The sequence below is a fragment of the Sodalis sp. RH19 genome (genome assembly GCF_047324215.1).
Classification (GTDB): domain Bacteria; phylum Pseudomonadota; class Gammaproteobacteria; order Enterobacterales; family Enterobacteriaceae; genus Acerihabitans.
In genome coordinates, this window is sequence record NZ_CP178734.1 from 3,874,095 (window position 1) to 3,891,989 (window position 17,895).

The 17,895-nt window shown below is 54.5% G+C and carries 10 protein-coding genes; 5 read left to right on the top strand and 5 right to left on the bottom strand.

The features are described from left to right. Positions 1-165 precede the first annotated feature (165 nt). Entirely contained in the window at positions 166-1,818 is a 1,653-nt protein-coding gene (locus ACL2XF_RS17580) for a glucan biosynthesis protein D (RefSeq protein WP_413722012.1), read from the bottom strand. Positions 1,819-2,133: 315 nt separating this feature from the next. Here ACL2XF_RS17580 and ACL2XF_RS17585 point away from each other — a divergent pair, with 315 nt between their 5' ends. Both ACL2XF_RS17585 and ACL2XF_RS17590 read left to right on the top strand, forming a co-directional pair. Beyond that, positions 2,134-3,468: an MFS transporter gene (locus tag ACL2XF_RS17585; RefSeq protein WP_413727248.1), complete on the top strand. Its 1,335-nt coding sequence runs from the start codon at positions 2,134-2,136 to the stop codon at positions 3,466-3,468. Positions 3,469-3,591: 123 nt separating this feature from the next. Continuing rightward, positions 3,592-4,134 (top strand): N-acetyltransferase family protein, encoded by a 543-nt coding sequence (locus tag ACL2XF_RS17590; RefSeq protein WP_410012318.1) that lies wholly within the window; start codon positions 3,592-3,594, stop codon positions 4,132-4,134. Between the two features lie 72 nt (positions 4,135-4,206). On the opposite strand, the gene ACL2XF_RS17595 is transcribed toward ACL2XF_RS17590, so the two are convergent. Then, positions 4,207-6,615 (bottom strand): DUF3772 domain-containing protein, encoded by a 2,409-nt coding sequence (locus tag ACL2XF_RS17595; RefSeq protein ID WP_413727249.1) that lies wholly within the window; start codon positions 6,613-6,615, stop codon positions 4,207-4,209. 586 nt (positions 6,616-7,201) lie between these two features. Between ACL2XF_RS17595 and ACL2XF_RS17600 the strand changes: the two genes are divergently transcribed. Then, positions 7,202-8,491, top strand: a complete 1,290-nt coding sequence (locus tag ACL2XF_RS17600; RefSeq protein ID WP_410012320.1) for a DUF445 domain-containing protein — start codon at positions 7,202-7,204, stop codon at positions 8,489-8,491. A gap of 194 nt (positions 8,492-8,685) precedes the next feature. Then, on the top strand, positions 8,686-14,496 hold the full coding sequence (locus ACL2XF_RS17605; RefSeq protein WP_413727250.1) for a hypothetical protein: 5,811 nt from the start codon (positions 8,686-8,688) through the stop codon (positions 14,494-14,496). Positions 14,497-14,565: 69 nt separating this feature from the next. On the opposite strand, the gene ACL2XF_RS17610 is transcribed toward ACL2XF_RS17605, so the two are convergent. Further along, positions 14,566-15,462: an SDR family oxidoreductase gene (locus ACL2XF_RS17610; protein WP_413727251.1), complete on the bottom strand. Its 897-nt coding sequence runs from the start codon at positions 15,460-15,462 to the stop codon at positions 14,566-14,568. A 44-nt stretch (positions 15,463-15,506) separates the two neighbouring features. Further along, positions 15,507-16,247, bottom strand: a complete 741-nt coding sequence (locus ACL2XF_RS17615; RefSeq protein ID WP_413727252.1) for an SDR family oxidoreductase — start codon at positions 16,245-16,247, stop codon at positions 15,507-15,509. A 123-nt stretch (positions 16,248-16,370) separates the two neighbouring features. On the opposite strand from ACL2XF_RS17615, the gene ACL2XF_RS17620 reads away from it, so the two are divergent. Next, positions 16,371-17,264 carry a LysR family transcriptional regulator gene (locus tag ACL2XF_RS17620; RefSeq protein WP_413727253.1) on the top strand — a complete coding sequence of 298 codons (894 nt, stop codon included), beginning with the start codon at positions 16,371-16,373 and terminating at the stop codon, positions 17,262-17,264. A 17-nt stretch (positions 17,265-17,281) separates the two neighbouring features. On the opposite strand, the gene ACL2XF_RS17625 is transcribed toward ACL2XF_RS17620, so the two are convergent. Beyond that, on the bottom strand, positions 17,282-17,740 hold the full coding sequence (locus ACL2XF_RS17625) for a hypothetical protein (RefSeq protein ID WP_410012327.1): 459 nt from the start codon (positions 17,738-17,740) through the stop codon (positions 17,282-17,284). Positions 17,741-17,895 lie beyond the last annotated feature (155 nt).

Genomic DNA, 17,895 nt, shown 5'->3' on the forward strand with positions numbered 1-17,895 from the left:
CAAGAGATGAGAGGAATGCACTACGGTGAGGCCCGGTCATAACGCATTGCGGCTCAGCGTGGCCCAAATGCCGCTGACCGGCCGCGCATCACGGCCCGGACGTTGAAAAAGGGCGGAGCTGCCCGCTCCGCCCTATGCGCTGCCGGTGCAAGCAACGCGGTTCCGTCAGCTCATCTGGCGGTCGTCGACATACTTACGCTTATCGGGAGGCGGCGGAAAATACTGGTACAGCCAGGTTTCGCTCAGCACATTGCCGCGCGTGCGCAGGAACATGCGCAGCTCCACCGGGTCAATCGAATCGCTGTCCGGCGTCCAGTCGAACAGGATACGATACCCGTCCATCGGTTCGACAAACAGGATCTCGATATTATCGATCTTGCCGCGCGTGGGGGTAATCACCGGTTCTATCCCCTGGGACGCTGCGGCCTTGATGTCGCCGCCGACAAAATCGATGGCGAAGCGGCGCGCCCAGGTGGCGGGATAGTGCTCGCCCGGCGCCCAGCCTTCAGGGAATCCGCCCATGCCGGTACGGGTGGCCTTAACCCGCGCCAGGGGACTGCTGACCGGCGGTTCGCCGCTCCAGTACAGACGATAGCTGAAGCTGAGCTCTTGCCCGGCCTGGATAGGCTCGGCGGGTTGCCAAAAGCAGACGATATTGTCCAGGGTTTCGCCGGTGGTCGGGATCTCCAGCAGGTTGACCGACCCTTTGCCCCAGTCGCCCACCGGCTCTACCCACAGGCTGGGCCGCTTATTATACCAACCGATCACATCCTGGTAATTGTCAAAATCATGATCGAGCTGCAGCAGGCCGAACCCCTTGGGATTTTCATCAAGGTACTCGTTAAACTGCAGTCGCTGGGGATTATTCAGCGGGCGGCAGATCCATTCGCCGTTGCCGCGCCACATCGCCAGGCGATCGGAATCGTGGATTTGCGGATGGATGGTATCGCAGGTGCGCCGTTCGTTGGTGCCGCAGCTGAACATACTGGTTATCGGCGTCACGCCGAGCTGCTTGATGGCCGTGCGGGCATGGATATGTTTCTCGATATCCATTACCACCCGTTCGGCCTCGCAATGGATGACAAAACGATAGGCGCCGGTGGCGCTGGGGCTGTCGAGCAGCGCGTACAACGTAAAGGTGGTATCGGCGGGCTGCGGTTTATCGAACCAGAAAGCGACAAAATCAGGAAATTCTTCCCGTTGATCGGTAAAGGTGTCGATGGCCAGCCCGCGCGCCGACAGGCCGTACTGATAGGTATCGTCCACCGCGCGGAAATAGCTGGCGCCAAGGAAGGAAACCACGTCGCGTCGGGTCAGCTCCGGCGCCTTATTGACTTTAAAACCGGCAAAACCCAGGTTATCGCGCCCCTGGAGCTGAGCGGTGTCCACCCCGGCGTTATGGTAGTTAAACAGCTCGGGCCGAAAATGGATCTCCTTGGCCAGATGGGCCTGCGGATCAACGGAATACATCCGCACCCGGCGCTTGAATCCCATGCCGACATGAAACAGATGCACATCCAGCTGACGGCCGGGAACGTCATGCCATAGCGAATGGTTGGCATCGTACTGGATATCGTTATAAGCCTGGGGAGTCAGTTCGGCCAGGGTCTTCGGCAGTTCTGCCGGAGGACCGCCAAAGGCCTGCCCCGCCAGATTGGCGGCCATGGTCTTCAGCGTGGAAAAATCAAACGCGGTTGCGCTGCCGTCGGCGACGGTGTCGGCGGCCTGCGCCGAGCGCACGAATAATGATGCCATGGCGGGCACGCCGCAATAGGCGGCCAGGGCCAATGAAGCTTTGATAAATGATCTTCGTTCCATGCCGGAAAAGGTTCCTATGACTGGCAGTATAGTGACCGCGCGGAGCCGTGCGCCGACAGGCGTCGCGGCGGGCTTCGGGCACTCGGCTCCTCCCGGGTTCGACTTTTTCGACAGCGGGCGGGATAAAAAATTCCACGGAAAAAAATTACAGCGCCAATGAGTTTACGGGAAATACGTCGCGGATGCGCGGGTTGGGCAAAAATATCTCTCTGCTTTGGGGTTAACGTAGCCATGAAGATAAATGAGACTTGGATCACTTTTTAAACCCCGGCGGCAATGTTAATAAAATGTTTTTGATTGCATAGGTTATTAATTATGTCTTCACCTGACTCCCACGCCGGGATTCACCAGGCCGGCATCATGACCGTCTTTCGCGTCACCAGCGGCAACTTCCTGGAAATGTACGATTTTATGGTCTTCGGCTATTACGCCAGCGCCATCGCCGCGGCGTTTTTCCCGAATAATAATCCGTTCGCCTCGTTAATGATGACCCTGATGACCTTCGGCGCCGGGTTCCTGATGCGCCCGCTGGGCGCCCTGGTGCTTGGGGCCTATATCGACCGCCACGGCCGCCGCAAGGGGCTGTTGCTTACCCTGGCGCTGATGGCGTTCGGCACCCTGACCATCGCCTGCGTGCCCGGCTACGCCACCCTGGGCGTGGCGGCGCCGGCGCTGGTGCTGCTGGGACGCCTGCTGCAAGGGTTTTCCGCCGGCGTGGAGCTGGGCGGCGTATCGGTTTACCTGGCCGAGATCGCCCCGCCGGGCAAGAAGGGCTTTTATGTCAGTTGGCAATCCGCCAGCCAGCAGGTGGCGGTTATCTTTGCCGCCCTGCTCGGCGTGGCGCTGCATCATCTTTTTGGCGAGGCCGTCATGGCGGCCTGGGGCTGGCGGGTACCGTTTTTTATCGGTTGCCTGATTGTGCCGGTGCTGTTCTGGATCCGGCGCATGCTGGAGGAAACCAATGCATTCAAACAGCGCCCCCACCATCCCCATACCGCCGATATCATGCGCTCAATGGCGGAAAACTGGCGGCTGGTGCTGGTGGGCATGTTTATGGTGACCACCACCACCGTGGCGTTTTATATGATCACCGCCTTTACGCCCACCTATGGCAAAAGCGTGCTGCATTTCAGCGAGCAGCAAAGTTTTATCGTCACGATGTGCGTCGGCGTTTCCAATCTGTTCTGGCTGCCGGTCATGGGCGCCATGTCGGATAAAATCGGCCGGCGGCCGCTGTTGCTGGCCTGTAGCGCCCTGATGTTGCTGACCGCTTATCCAGTGCTGCACTGGCTGGTGGTCGCCCCGGCGTTCGGCCGGCTGATGATGGCCCAGCTGTGGCTGTCTTTTCTCTACGCCAGCTATAACGCCGCCATGGTGGTCACGCTTGCCGAAGTCATGCCGGCCGACGTGCGCGCCACCGGTTTCTCCATGGCCTACAGCCTGGCGACGGCCATTTTCGGCGGTTTTACGCCGGCGGTTTCCAGCTATCTCATCCATGCCAGCGGCGATAAGGCCATGCCGGGGGCCTGGCTGTCGCTGGCAGCGCTGCTGGGCCTTATCGCGGCGCTGTTGTTGCCGAGGATGCGTCGCTACGGCGCGGTGTTCCGACGTGCACGGGCCATGCCGGCGGGCGTGGGACAAAATGACTAGCCGGGGCCAAAATGCGGCGGTACCCTGTTTTGCTTATGGCGTCGATAAGAGAAAGCGGCTACCCGGCGCGGAATTTCTGCATTATGCTGAACGCCTGATGTATTTGATTGACAGGCCGATAACGTGTCCATTACCCCCTTAAGCATCACCGACGCCACCGACGCGGATATGACCGCCATCCAGGCGATATACGCCTGGCATGTCCTGCACGGCATCGCCTCTTTCGAGACCGAACCACCCTGCCTGGCGGACATGGCGGCGCGGCGCGCCGGCGTGTTGGCGAAGGGATTGCCCTGGCTGGCGGCAAGGCTCGACGGTCGGGTGGTCGGCTACTGTTACCTGGGATTATATCGTCCGCGCCATGCCTACCGTTTTACCGTGGAGGACTCGGTCTATATTCATCCGGAAATGGGCGGCCAGGGAATAGGTTATGCCCTGCTGGCCGAGGCCATCGAGCGGGCGCAGCGGGGCGGCTGGCGCCAGATGCTGGCGGTTATCGGCGACAGCGGCAATATTGGTTCCATTCGTCTGCACGAAAAACTGGGATTCCGGCTTATCGGCACCCTGGCCGCCGTTGGGTTTAAGCATGGCCGCTGGGTCGACACGCTGCTGATGCAGCGGCCGCTGGGTGAAGGACAGGATACCTTGCCCGGGCCGGCCGCATAGCGGCCATGCCATAACGGATCCCCCGCCGCCGGGCGCCAGGCCCGTCATTGCCGACGCCGCGGTTTTAACGGGCTACTGGGCCGTGGTGTCCAGTATGCCCGGCGCCGACGGCGGCGAATTCTCGAAAATCATTTTCTGCGGCGTAGACAGCACGATGCCGGCGGCGCGCATGCGTTTAAGCATGTCAAACAACAGATCGCTTTTGGTGCCCGCCACGATACGCGGACTGCTGACGAACCCGGTTACGCTTAGCGTAATACCGCTGGGGCCAAGCTGGCTGAAGGTCACCGAGGGCGCGGGCGTATCCTGGATGGACTCATGATCGCGGTAGGTCTCAAGCAACAGATTACGCACCTGCTCCGGGTCGATATCCAACGGGAACGTCAGGGCGATGGTCGCCACGCCCTGGGCGTTGCCCATGGTGGCGTTACGCACGTTCTGGGAAATGAACTGTGAATTCGGCACGATAACGGTAGACCTGTCGCCCAGCTGGATTTCGGTGGCGCGCACGTTAATACGCCGGATGTCCCCCTCGACGCCGCTGATGGTGATCAAATCGCCTACTTTTACCGGGCGCTCAATCAGCAGGATAATGCCGGAAATAAAATTCTTCACGATTTCCTGCAAGCCGAAACCGATGCCCACCGACAGGGCGCTGACGATCCACGCCAGGTTGTTCCACTGGATGCCCAGCGTCGACAGCGTCAGCAGGGCGATCAGCACATACCCGATATTGCTGAACAGGATCACCAGCGAAGCGCGCATGCCGGGCTCCATCATGGTCTGCGGCAGGAAATCCTTATCCAGCCATCGCCTGGCCGAGCGCAGCACATAGATGCCGATGGCCAGGAAAATCAACGCGTTCATCACATGCGCCGGGACGATATTCAGCTTCTCCAGCCCCTTGCCGCCCCACATATCGATGGCCTTGTTCAGCAACGCCAGCGGGGTGGTGGAACCAAAGGTGCCGTTAAGCAACGCCACCGCGGCAAACAGGATCAGCACCGTTTTACCGATGGCCGACAACAGCGTGGAGGCCTGGGCCAGGTGGCGGTCGTCAAGGCCGAGGGAGTGTTTAATACGCTGGCCGACCAGGGTGGCAGGGGAAAACAGGCTATCGGACAGATCCACCACCAGGTGGATCAGCAGATAAAGGCAGGACAGGATAATGCCCACCCACACCAGCTCATATGTCAGGAACCGCGCCAGGGCGATATAGCCGATCAGCAGGGAAACAAGGATGGCGATGGCGGTGACGGTAATGCACAAGTGAATCAGCCCGGCCAGCGTCCTGCGCGCTTCCGGCTCCCCGCCTTCGGCCAGAAGCTTGCGCCGGGTACGGTTGGTGCGCAGCGGCGCGTAGCCTGCGGTCAGCGCCACCAGCAGCGCCGAAATGCCGTTGCCGAAAATCGTGGTGGCGACGCTGGTGCCGACCAGGTTATTCATCTGCTCCACCGCGCCGAACACCAGAATAAACGACGCCAGCATCGGCGGCAGCGAACGCATCGCCATGGCCACCGGATCGGCGATGGCCATCAGCCGCCACGAGGGGCGCTTGATGGAGAGCAATCCGCGGCCGAGCCCGGCAATCAACGCCGAAAACAGGGTGAGCTTAAAGATTTCGATGATAAAATCCGTCACCAGCTGCGAGACATCGGGATGGCGGAGAAACAGCAGCAAAATCAGCTGCGCCCCCAGCCCGACGCTGAATACGGTCACCAACGCCGTGGCGCAGGCCAGGAAACTGCGCCGCAGGCGCCCTTCCGGCAGGATATTGATACAGAACCACGCCGTCAGCTTGTCCAATAACCGACTGGCCAACGCCCAGACGGCCAGCGCCATGATCAGCAGCGCGGCCGAGCCAAAGCGCCACTCGGGCTCCCAGGCCGCAAGCCAGGCCTCTTTTAACTGTTCTCCGAAATTGTCCAGACGCCGCTTGTCTTCCGGCGCGGTATTGAACAACGGCGACCAGAAGCTACCCGACAGGATGCTGCCCGAGTTCAGCGCCATCTGCGTGCGCAGCGCATTGCGGCGGATATCGACGATTTGCACTGATAAATTGGTGGCGCCGGTACTGATAGCCTTGGCATGTTCGAGCTGTCCGTCGATAAGCGTTTTGCTTTTATTCAGAGCATTGCGTTGCTGGGCGACCACGCTGGTCTCGGGCATCGCCCCCTCGGCGGGCGGCGGCCCCAGGATATCGAGCTGAGCCTGGACCTGGGCCCGATCCGGCTGGATGGCGGCCACCAGCGCGTCGGCGTCGGCGGCTAATTGCAGCGTCTCATCGTTCAGCGCGCTCAGCTGATTGTCATTGGTGGCGGCTGAGACGCGTTGCTTGATGCTGTCCAACTGCTTTTGCAGTTTGGGCAATTCCACGCTGGCCACCAGTTTCGGCGCGGCGGGGGCGGCGCCGGCCGGTGCGGGATCGGCGGCAAAGACAACATCGATGGGGGAAAAACCCGCCGCGATGATAAACACCATCAGGACGCAACGGTGCAAACATGTCCGAAAGAAAAAGTTATACATAGAGTAAATGATTCCGAAAATCAACGATGCCGTGGCCGCTACGCCGGTTGTTGTGCATGCGACGCTCACAGATAACTGCCGGTACTGATTATTATCTGCCGTCGTCCGCCGCTAGGCCGATAACGGTTTAATATTGTATGGCATTTTATTTGCCCACTAATATTACACTGAATACCATCAAGCGTGTTGCCGTCAGCGGAGGAAACTTGCACGATGGCTGCCGGTGACGGGGGCGTTGCCGACGGTATCGTAGGGCAAATCACGGATAAACGCGTTAAGACTTCTCTTGAACACGCCGGCGCCGGCAGGTGATAAGAATGCGTTAACGGCAAGGCGCGCGAAGGAAGGGATCGGCCGCCTATTCGTTTACCGCCGGATGAAATGCCGACTACGCTTAAGGAACCTGAACGTTAACCACCGCACGAGAAGTCGTTCACACGCCCGATGGCGTGCGCCTCTTCTGCGCAGTCACCGGCGGCTGTCCCCGAGCGTTAGAGCGCCAAGGCCACGGCCGCCTGATGGATGCCGATATTAGTACTTTATGACTAAACAAACGGAACTGAAAAAAATCAAACGGGTGGCTCTGCTGTTATTGGCCGTGGCCGCGGGCATATTTGTCGCGACGCTGTTTATACCGCCCGGCTTTTGGCGCGATGGAATCAAGGCCGTCGCCGAGGCGGCAATGGTCGGCGCCATGGCCGATTGGTTTGCCGTCGTAGCGCTGTTCAGGCGGGTGCCGATCCCGTTCATCGCCGCCCACACCGCCATTATTCCGCGCAATAAAAACAAAATTGCCGATAACCTGGCGCTGTTCGTCCGGGAAAAATTCCTCAATACGTCGTCCCTTGCCGGCCTTATCAGGAAACACGATCCGGCGCAGACCATTGCCGGCTGGCTGACCGACCCCGCCAACGCCGATCGTCTGGGCGGCCAAATCCTGCAGCTGATGCGCGGCTTTCTCGACTTTACCGATGACCGGCGCATCCAGGGTTTTATCCGCCGCGCCCTGGACGCTGTGATAGATAAAATCGACCTGTCCGTTTCCGTCGGCGCCATCCTGGACAGCCTGACCAAAGACGGCCGGCATCAGGATTTGCTGGACGCGGGGCTGCGCCAACTGGTTAAACTGCTGAACAAATCTTCCACCCGCACGCTTATCGCCGATCAGATTATCCAATGGCTTAAACGTGAGCATCCGCTGAAAGAAAAGGTTTTGCCGACGGAATGGCTTGGCGAACACAGCGCCACGGCGGTGGCCAACGCGGTGAACGCCTGGCTGGATGAAATTGGCCGCGATCGCGGCCATGAGCTGCGCGGGCGGTTCGATCGGCTGGCGCAAAAATTGATCGAGCGGCTAAAACACGACCCCGCTACTGCCCGCCGGGCGGAGGAAATCAAACATTACTTGAAAAACGATGAGGTGTTGAATACCTATATCAGCGGCCTGTGGGGTGATGTGCGCGGCTGGCTGAAAGACGATCTGGATCGGCCGGACTCGGTATTGCATGGCAAGGTGACCGACGCCGGCCTCTGGATGGGCCGGACGCTGGCGGAGGATGCCAACCTGCGCGCTTCGTTAAACCAGCATCTGGAACAGGCGGCCCTGCGCATGGCGCCCGACTTCTCGGCCTTCCTGACCCAGCATATCAGCGATACGGTAAAAAGCTGGGACGCGCGCGATATGTCGCGGCAAATAGAACTGAACATCGGCAAGGATCTGCAGTTTATTCGCATCAACGGCACGCTGGTGGGGGGATTTATCGGCCTGGTGTTGTACCTGCTGTCGCAATTACCGGCTGTGCCGGCCATGCTGCGCCTATGGTTGCAATAACAATAAACAACGGCATTTTTTTACGTTCGTTAGCAAGCGCTTTTTTATCACAAATACATTAACGAAAAATCCACTGTCCTTTCTTAATTAACATGCTCCAATATGCCTTATATAGCACGCCATAATATTATGGCGCCCCGCTTACTTTTCCCGCCGGCAAGCTGCACAGATGCCTATAAATCACTGGAGATACTATGTTAAATACAACTATCAGCCAATATAATTGCTTTTTAACAAAAGAATCCAACGTCGCTGTCGCAGGTCATGCCAACTCATCAACAATTAATAATTACTATCAAAAAATTAACAACGTTCAGAACCAACATTATACTAATCTGCCGTCAAAGCAGCGCGAATGCGTATCTAAACCACATAACGGTATTGACACTGAAGAAACAGCTGAACAAAAATTAAAAGCGGATCGGTTATACGCCTGCGTGGCTTTATTTAAAAAACATCCCGAAAGCGTATCCACGGCGACAACCGGAAAAAATATTACCATCACTATTGCCGATCAATCCCTTAGCATACCGACCCGCAAGATTGTCTTGCCTGGCGGCTATGGTGTTTATATCGCGGAAATGGACGGGCGGTGGTTGCTTTCCGATGGGGAGATCTATCATATTGACGATCTTGCCGGTCCGCCCCGCACCTGGATGGACAATTTGGTCAATCTGCTGGAGCATCTCGCGGGCGTGGTCAGCGGCTATTACGCGAGCCGGATTTTCCAGGCACAACCCCGGGGCACACCGGGGCCGCAACAAGCAAAAATCGCCGCATCGGGGCACCGGCCCAACGCGCAAGCACGCGATATCGGTCCTTCCCCGCTGCGTGCCTCCGGCATATTAACCACCCTGTGGCAATCCCGTCATAGGTTCTTTCTACCCACATTGTTACCTGGCGCCGGCGCGGCAGCGGTAGATGACATTGAGCGGCGGCATGACCACGCCTTGCCCTTGTTTTCCGATCCGCCGATAACAGAAAACGACGATAATGGAAAAAATCATATCTGTGAAACAAACTTACATATCGCTAATCATGCAGCCAAAGAATTATATACGGAAATTAAACAGCAATATATCCCATTGGCGAAAGGTAAAATTTACTCGCTAGAATGGATGTACGATCTCAATATTTTTTTATACGACAAAATAACTGAACTATTTAACGATATTTCATACCTTAACAATATAGTGCAGTTTACTGATATTATAATGATCAAAAAATATATCGAAAACAATATTGAAGATTGTATTAAATCGTCGGCCAAAATAACAAAATATGAAAATTCCAGCAGAAACTATTTCAAAGAGCAGAGGATGGTGGCCGATTTTTATCCTCAGATTAGCCACCACATTGAAGAGGCGTTGGGAAAAATCAATTTCAAACTTTTGCGTGAATTGATAGATTTTAAAAATGGCATTTCGTATGCCGATGCCAAAAAAAACCTGCTGCAACTGATTAAAGAATCATCATTAGACGACGTTGAAATGTATAGAGAACAATATACAATGCTTATTTTAATGCAAGAAGCGCAGCATAAATACGAAAGATCATTATTTAGTGATTCAATCCCAACAATAGACAGACTCATCTATTACAATTCCCGGGAAATATATATTGACATGCTCGATGAACAGCCCAAAAATCTCAAGCGGATTCTTATTAAGCGTTTTTTTTATTATATTTTCGAGTATAGCAGGAACAATGGCCTAAGCATTCAGGGCAATTATCTTTTTATTCCAGGAGAGCTGACTGAATACAGAAATCTTTTTGACCAGCCGGTCCCACCGTTAAGCGAAGAGGAAATAGCCGAGCTGGTGGCAAAGCAGATCGTGGATTTTATCCACGGCAGTGATAAATATCATCCCCATATCGACCGGTTGCTGCGTGACATCGCTTTTTATCGTACCCGCCTAGCTACTCACAACGCAGGCCAACGCTGGCAGGATGAAAGTTTGCTACCCTACCAAGAGACATTACATTGCCTTGAGAAAAGCGCGGCCACCAATCTTGCGCGTATGGACGATCCTGCCTATGCGCATAATCCTCAATGGATTAATACTTTATTCGATCAAATTAAATATGACAAGGAATGCATTTTATTGTTGAGTTTCCTTGAAAAGCTGCAAACCTCCTTAATAATTATAGTCGACGAGCATCAGCACGAACAAGTGTTGTTAGGCAGTAACACGGATGAGCAACGGCTGGCGGAAGCAAAAATCATGGCGATGATAATGGCCTTCCCCGGCGACGCCAGCAACAAATCAAAGCAGGACATACTCAACCAATACTTCCACCGCGTTACTATGGGCGATATTGAACTGCTTTTGAGAGCGTCAATCTACTGGTACATGGATTATCATCGCGTCCGGCCGGATCAGTTAAGCGAACTCAATTCATTATTTATCATCAAGCAATTTCAAGAGGCAAAAAAAATGGTCGCGCTTGATTTCGAGTCGCGATCCGTTGAAAATTTCAAAAAAATATTTGAGTTGAAACCCTCGAGTGAATTTGATTCAGCCAGAGATTTTTATAACCAATTTATCCATTATAAAGCTTATTCCCTACAACAGGAAGCACGGCAATTTACATATAAAATTCTTTCCCGTTCGCAATTAGATTATTTGGATATGATCTATCCCCCCAAGGAAGTACATACTTTTAAAATCTATTCTAGGAATTACGTCCAGAATTCATTATCTCCCAATACTGATATCTTCGCGCCAAATAATAACTTTGGCACTTTTTCCCTGATTAAAACTTACAGTCATAAACTCATTATGGCATGCACTCTTTTTAGCGCTCCATTTATCAAAGAGATATCGATATCTCCTGAGAATGTCATACTTAGTTTTATTCGGGCTGAACATAAAAAAACCAATTTCGACCTTAACTGGCTTAATCGCCGGAAAATATCTATAACAACAGATGATTTATTAGAGCTTTTTAATATTCATTTTGACAACTCTACGTTGCGTATGTCGCCATTGAGTCTTTTCCTGATTGAACCAGAAGAAAACATTGCCAGCATGCCCACACCGGATTATGTTCTGGTGGCGGGAAAAGAAAAAGATGGATATAAGACGCTGATGGAAATAATGGACTACTGGAATACGCAAATGCTAAAGGAGATAACAGATCAGTTAAAAATTTCGCTACGAGAAAGAAAATGGTGGCAAGAGTTGCTGGCGTTAATACCCTTTTATGAAATCTTGTGGAAGGAATGGCATGACGCTGACAACCAGCCCAATGGCATAGAAATCATATTCGATACTTTTGATCTGGCTTTTATGCTCGCGCAATTAACCGGTAGTGCGGCCAAAGGAACCGGGATATTATACAAACGTTTATTTAACATTGCCAATATCGATAACCTGCCCGTTAAGCAGCTGAATAGGGCTATTTCAAAAATACTGGTTGAAGAATTACCCACTATTGCAAGAAAAAGCTCGGGTTCTGTTGTTAGCAGCCTTATCGGTTATCTAAATCCGTTGCCGATACATTCCATATTCTCAAGGCAGGTAAAGCATCACTTATCTAAAAATATGGCCACGGTAATTTCATGGATGAGCAATTTTATTCTAAATAATATGGAGCAAAGAATGACTAATTTTATTCTTTGGTCCGCTAAAATTGATAAAAATTTACTCTCTCAAAAAAACAACGATGGCACATTTATCCTTGATCAGGGACAGGGGACCACGCAGAAATTTATCGAGATTGACGATTATTTCTTTCAGGTTATTTGGGATGCCGCGATAAAATCCTGGCGTGTCGTCAAACCGACCGAGGTTATAAATTTCAATTACGCCATCCCTATGTATAAAAACGATAAAGGCAAATGGAGTGCCACCTATTTTTTGGATAATGACCGCTTCCCTATATACATGCGCTCCGGCCGTCGAACCCGGCATATAAATAAAGAAATTGATATTTTTACCATGGAACCATTACGCGCCATACAATTTACGAAAGACCATTACCGGGACAATAAATGGATGTACATTTACATGTTAGAAATCATGGTAAATGACTACACCACCCATATGAAAAATTTATTTGACCAAAACAGCGACATAAGTAATATGTTAACCGACTTTGTAGATTGTCTTGCCGACGAGCATAAATTCCGTGAGGTCTTTACGCAGGGATCCGGTGAGGAAAACATTATGCTGCGCCACTTTGTAACCGGTTTAGCACTGGATGGGGGAGTGGGCGTCGCCTACCGCATGCAACGCTTATGGCAGAATGAGCACGATCGTTTGCCGGTAGATCATATTGTTTTAGTCTTAAAGATAAATGGGAATAATTATATTGTTGATATGACCTACCTTCGTCCGTACGGAGCCGGGCTCATTGAAGACCGGCAGGTTTTTAATGAACCCGAATGGGCATATCTGATTAAAAAAACCATCAGCAACGATTACCCCCTGATAAAATACAAAGATTTCAGTAAAATTAAATCGGCTATCGCCTTTCCCTATCGTGAGGCGGAACATCCGGGAAAATACGTCAAAGGCGCGTTCTTGCTACGTGAACCTATATGGTATAAAACCGCAGGGATTAAATATTATTATCGCTATGTCAAGGAAAAATTACCTGCTGAGTATGATGATACCCCTTCCGTTTTGTCGGCAGCGCGTAACATGACCGCTGAATATGATCGTATTGATCGAACAGATGAAAATCATCATATGAAAGTGACCTTTCCTTTTCTCATTTTGAAAGAGGCTAAACTTCTCAGCGCCCAGGAAACGGAAGATATGCAGCAAAAAACCACGCGGGCATTAGGTCAAAATTATCCCAGCCAGAGCTACATGTCAGCCGGTGTCGAACTGCTGGAAATCGATGATTTGTTAAAAATAAAGCCGGGGAAATTGCTCGCGGTATTCTATGATGATTTATATTTAAGCCATTTATTACTCAGCGTCGGCGATGGCCGCTTTGCAGGCGTAGGCAATAATTTATTTAACCCGCTGTTCGAGACCGGGCCTTCGATTATCCTGGCCGAAGAAATGGGTACTTTTTCCGAAGGCAAGCTCACGATAAGAAACACATCCGAACAATATACCCTGATCGCAGGTAATCTTTTTAACGCGCCGCCTGATGAACCCGTTATGTCGGACAGGCTGGCGTTTCAGAAGATTGTTAACACCACTACGTATGGTGAAGAGGCCATCGCAGAATTTCCTGTGGCCGCAAGGGAAAAAACGCTGACCCAAAATACCTGGACGCTGGCGGCTTCGGCTGATAATCCCGCGGTGCTGACGCTTAAAATGGAGGCTGTCCCACAAAATATTTATCCCTCCCGCCCCCGCGAAATGGCGCACATTATCCGCGGTCTGGTTTATGCCAACAGCAAGCTGCCCGACCTCGCGCAGGTACGATATATGGAATTAATCACCCTCTTTGATGGATTTGCGCCTCATTCCCAGCGGGGCCAGGTGCTGGCTAATGATCTCAGGCTCAACATCCAGCTGGGCCCCTATCTGGCGACAGATAACATCAGGCAACGGCAGCCCCATTGGTTTACCCGCTTTTCACCCTCTACCGTCGAACCGGGTGAAGCATTGCCAGCGCCGGTAACGCACAGGCATGGCGCTACTGAACATCGCCGGGGCTATGCAAGAACCAGGCGCCTGGCTGATATGGTGGAAATGCTTATTACCATCAGAAAATCACTCAATAACGCCCGCATCAAACGAAACGTCACTTTTTTACCCGATATTTTGAGTGATTTAGCGCGACTTATCATTCGCGATATGAATTTCTATGATTTTACCGGCATCTACCGGCAGCAGTTGGATAAAGAGTCTGAAGAAAAAATTTATCATATTCTCAGGGAGTACCAGGACTATATTGCGGAAGCGGACGAATATTACCTGCAGTGTTTTTTCGATATCCTTTTTTCCGTCAAGAATTTCCGCCGTCTTACCGAATTGATTTATCCCATGCCCATAACTACCGCGAACCATACGTTGCCATTATGGCCCTACAGCTGATGAACATCACCGCTGCGATCCGTCGCGGCGGTAACAGGATGGATGCCAGACCATAAGCGCCTTGAGATACTACCGGTTGTGCGGTTTTAATAAGTCTTCCAGGCCGATGCGGCGGAACAGTTCGGCGCGCACCCGGTCCGCCATGCCATTGACCACCTCGCAGCCGTCCCCGGACGGGTCGATATGCACCCGGAACGGCCGGGTGCCGAAGGGCATATCCACGACCCGGACGATGGCCCTGGCCACCTCGGCGACATCGGCATTCGCCGGCTCCAGCGAAGACAACCCCTTCAGGCTCTGCTCCGCCAGCCCGGTGTAGGGCCCCTGATCGTATTCCGCGGCGCGCGGCGCATCGGCCGGCGCCCCGGCATGAGCGAAGTGATGGGTGCCGCGGGTAAACGCCCCCGGCACGATAATGCTGGTTTCAATTCCCCAGCGACTCAGTTCCGCGGCGTAAGAGACGGCCAGTGAATCCATCGCCGCCTTGGCGGCGAAGTAAGGAGACAGGTAGGGCGGCGTGCCTCCCCTGGCGCTGCTGGACGACACCCATACCACCAATCCCCTGCCCTGCTTGCGCAGCTGCGGCAAGGCGGCGCGGTTTACGCGTTGGGTGCTGAGCACGTTGATATCGTACAGTTGGGCAAATTGTTCCGGGGTAAACGCCTCCGCCGGGCCGAACGACATATGACCGGCATTATGGATCACCACATCCAGCCTGCCACACTCCCTGATAATGCCGGCAGTGGCGGCCTGCACCGATGCGTCGGACACGACGTCCAGCTCCACAGGGCGCAGATCGACGCCCCGTTCGGCGGCATAGCGCCGGGCTTCGGCCGCCTGCGGCGCGTTGCGCCCGGTGGTTTCACGCATGCCGGCGTAAACGGTATGTCCGGCTGCGGCCAGCGCCCGTGCGGTCAGGGCGCCAAAGCCGCTGGAGGCGCCGGTTATCACGATCACGTGTTTCATGGCCAAACCTCTTTTCAAGATGAAATGAATCGACTGAAAAGGCGTTAGATCAGCCCGCCATTGGCGCGCAGCACCTGGCCATTGATCCAGGCACCGTCGGCACCCACCAGGAACGCCACCACGGCGGCAATATCCTCCGGCGTGCCCAGGCGTTCCAGCGGCGCCATTTTGGCCATGCGGTCAACCACTTCCTGCGGTTTGCCTTTTAAAAACAGATCGGTTCCCGTTGGTCCGGGAGCGACGGCATTGACGTTGATCGCGCGGCCGCGCAGTTCCTTAGCCAGGATGGCGGTCAGGGTTTCCACTGCCGCCTTGGTGGCGGCGTAGACGCCGTAGGTTTCAAGCCGCAGGCCGACGACGCTGGTGGAAAAATTGACGATGCTGCCGCCAGTGCGCAGGCGCCGCGCCGCTTCTCGCAATCCGTTAAAAGTGCCTTTCAGGTTGATGGCGATCTGGCGATCAAACAGCGCGTCGTCGCTGTCCGCCAGGGTGCTCAGGTTCATGATGCCGGCATTATTGACCAGGATATCCACCCCGCCGAACGCCTCTTCCGCCCGATCAAACAAGGTGGTAAAAGTCGCCGGGTCGCTGACGTCGCCCTGGGCGCTGAGGGCATGGCCGCCGGCCTGCGTGATCTGGCTGACCAGCGCGTCGGCCTCTTGCTGCTGGCGCGAATAATTAACGATAACGGTATAACCGTCATGGGCCAGGCGCCGGGCGATGGCGGCGCCGATGCCTCTTGAGGCGCCGGTAATGATGGCGACGCGCGATGTAGCGTTATTCATGCTGTTCTCCTGTCGGGTTGCCGGCATACCCTGTCGGGGCCGGTGAAAACAGCATGGACCTTTTTCTTTACCGGATAATCCCCTATTATTCGTCATCACTATCCGAAAATGAGAAACAATACCTTGGACAGATACGATGCCATGCGGGTGTTTACCCGGGTGGTTGAACAGCGCAGTTTTACGCTGGCGGCGCGGGATTTGGTCATTCCGCGTTCCACCGCCACCGACGCCGTCAAGCAGTTGGAAAACCGGCTGCAGGTAAGGCTGCTGCATCGTACCACGCGCCAGGTAAGCCCGACGCTGGATGGCGAGGCGTATTACCAGCGCTGCCTGCTGATCCTGGCGGCGGTGGAGGATGCGGAGACCGCCTTTAGCGGCGCCCGGCCGAAGGGATTATTGCGGGTAGACGTACACGGCACCCTGGCACGCCATTTCCTACTGCCCGGCCTGCCCGGCTTTCTGGCGCGGTATCCGGAAATCGAGTTTTTCATGAGCGAGGGCGACCGGCTGGTGGATCTGGTGCGAGAGGGCATGGATTGCGTATTGCGAGTCGGCAACCTGAAAGACAGCGATATGGTGGCGCGGCGTCTCGGCGCGCTGGCACAAATCACCTGCGCTTCGCCTGATTATATTCAGCGTTTCGGCCTGCCGGCTTCGCCGGCGGATCTGGCAGACCACAGGATGGTCGGTTTCCGCTCGTCCGCCACCGGTACCCTTATGCCGTTGGAATTCATGATCGATGGCACCCTGCACACCCGCACGCTGCAGGCCACGGTCTCGGTTACCGGCGCGGAGAGCCTGGTGGCGGCGGCGCGGCTGGGCATGGGGATAATCCAGGTGCCGCGCTACCATGTGGCCGGCGATTTGGCCAGCGGCGCCCTGTCGTCGCTGCTGGCGGATTATCCCGCCGCGCCGATTCCGGTTGCGGTGCTCTATCCGCATAATCGCCAGCTAGCACCCCGGGTGCGGGTATTTATAGACTGGCTGGGCCAGGAGTTCACCAACCGCAATGTCTGAGCGCGGGCGGTATCGCCTTAACCGGGCGTGAACTCAATCCAAATGGCTTGATGCTGTTTCAGATAGGAGGCCGGCGGCGGAGAAATGGCGACCGGGACAATTTGTTTTTCGATAAAGGCGCACAACGCCTTATCACCGGAAAACGACTTTTCCGGGCGCGTACCGCTGAAATCCAGTTTCACCGAGCAGGTCCTGCCGGCGAACTGACCGAATTCCTGATGCCAGATACAGCTCATCATGGCGGAGGCGGTATGGGCAAGATAGGTGCTTAATTCATCATCCATCCCGGCGTCCAGATAGGCCTGCCTGGTGGATTGATAATAATCCATTTCCGCGCCCGCATCCGGTTTGCCGCAAAGGGCCGGCGCGCTCGCAGCCCTTTGCGATAGCGCCGGCGCCTCGCGGTGCGGCGCCGGCGCGCAGGCGCTTAGTACGGCGCACAGCGCCGCCATAGAGAAGCTTTTATTGATGTCCATATCTCTACCTTAGGCTGAGCGAGGGCGCCCGGATGACGGTGAACCCATGAATCCGGCAATCATAGCAGCGATTTACGCTGCGGTCAGCGGCAAATTATGGATCCGGCCGGCGGGTGATGCCGGGTTTACTTTCCCGCGCCGCCGGCCTGAAAACA

Coding starts and splice junctions, on each gene's coding strand:
- ACL2XF_RS17595 (WP_413727249.1), bottom strand. CDS start 6,615: ATGGTGTTTATCATCGCGGCGGGTTTTTCCCCCATCGATGTTGTCTTT.
- ACL2XF_RS17580 (WP_413722012.1), bottom strand. CDS start 1,818: ATGGAACGAAGATCATTTATCAAAGCTTCATTGGCCCTGGCCGCCTAT.
- ACL2XF_RS17615 (WP_413727252.1), bottom strand. CDS start 16,247: ATGAATAACGCTACATCGCGCGTCGCCATCATTACCGGCGCCTCAAGA.
- ACL2XF_RS17605 (WP_413727250.1), top strand. CDS start 8,686: ATGTTAAATACAACTATCAGCCAATATAATTGCTTTTTAACAAAAGAA.
- ACL2XF_RS17585 (WP_413727248.1), top strand. CDS start 2,134: ATGTCTTCACCTGACTCCCACGCCGGGATTCACCAGGCCGGCATCATG.
- ACL2XF_RS17610 (WP_413727251.1), bottom strand. CDS start 15,462: ATGAAACACGTGATCGTGATAACCGGCGCCTCCAGCGGCTTTGGCGCC.
- ACL2XF_RS17600 (WP_410012320.1), top strand. CDS start 7,202: ATGACTAAACAAACGGAACTGAAAAAAATCAAACGGGTGGCTCTGCTG.
- ACL2XF_RS17625 (WP_410012327.1), bottom strand. CDS start 17,740: ATGGACATCAATAAAAGCTTCTCTATGGCGGCGCTGTGCGCCGTACTA.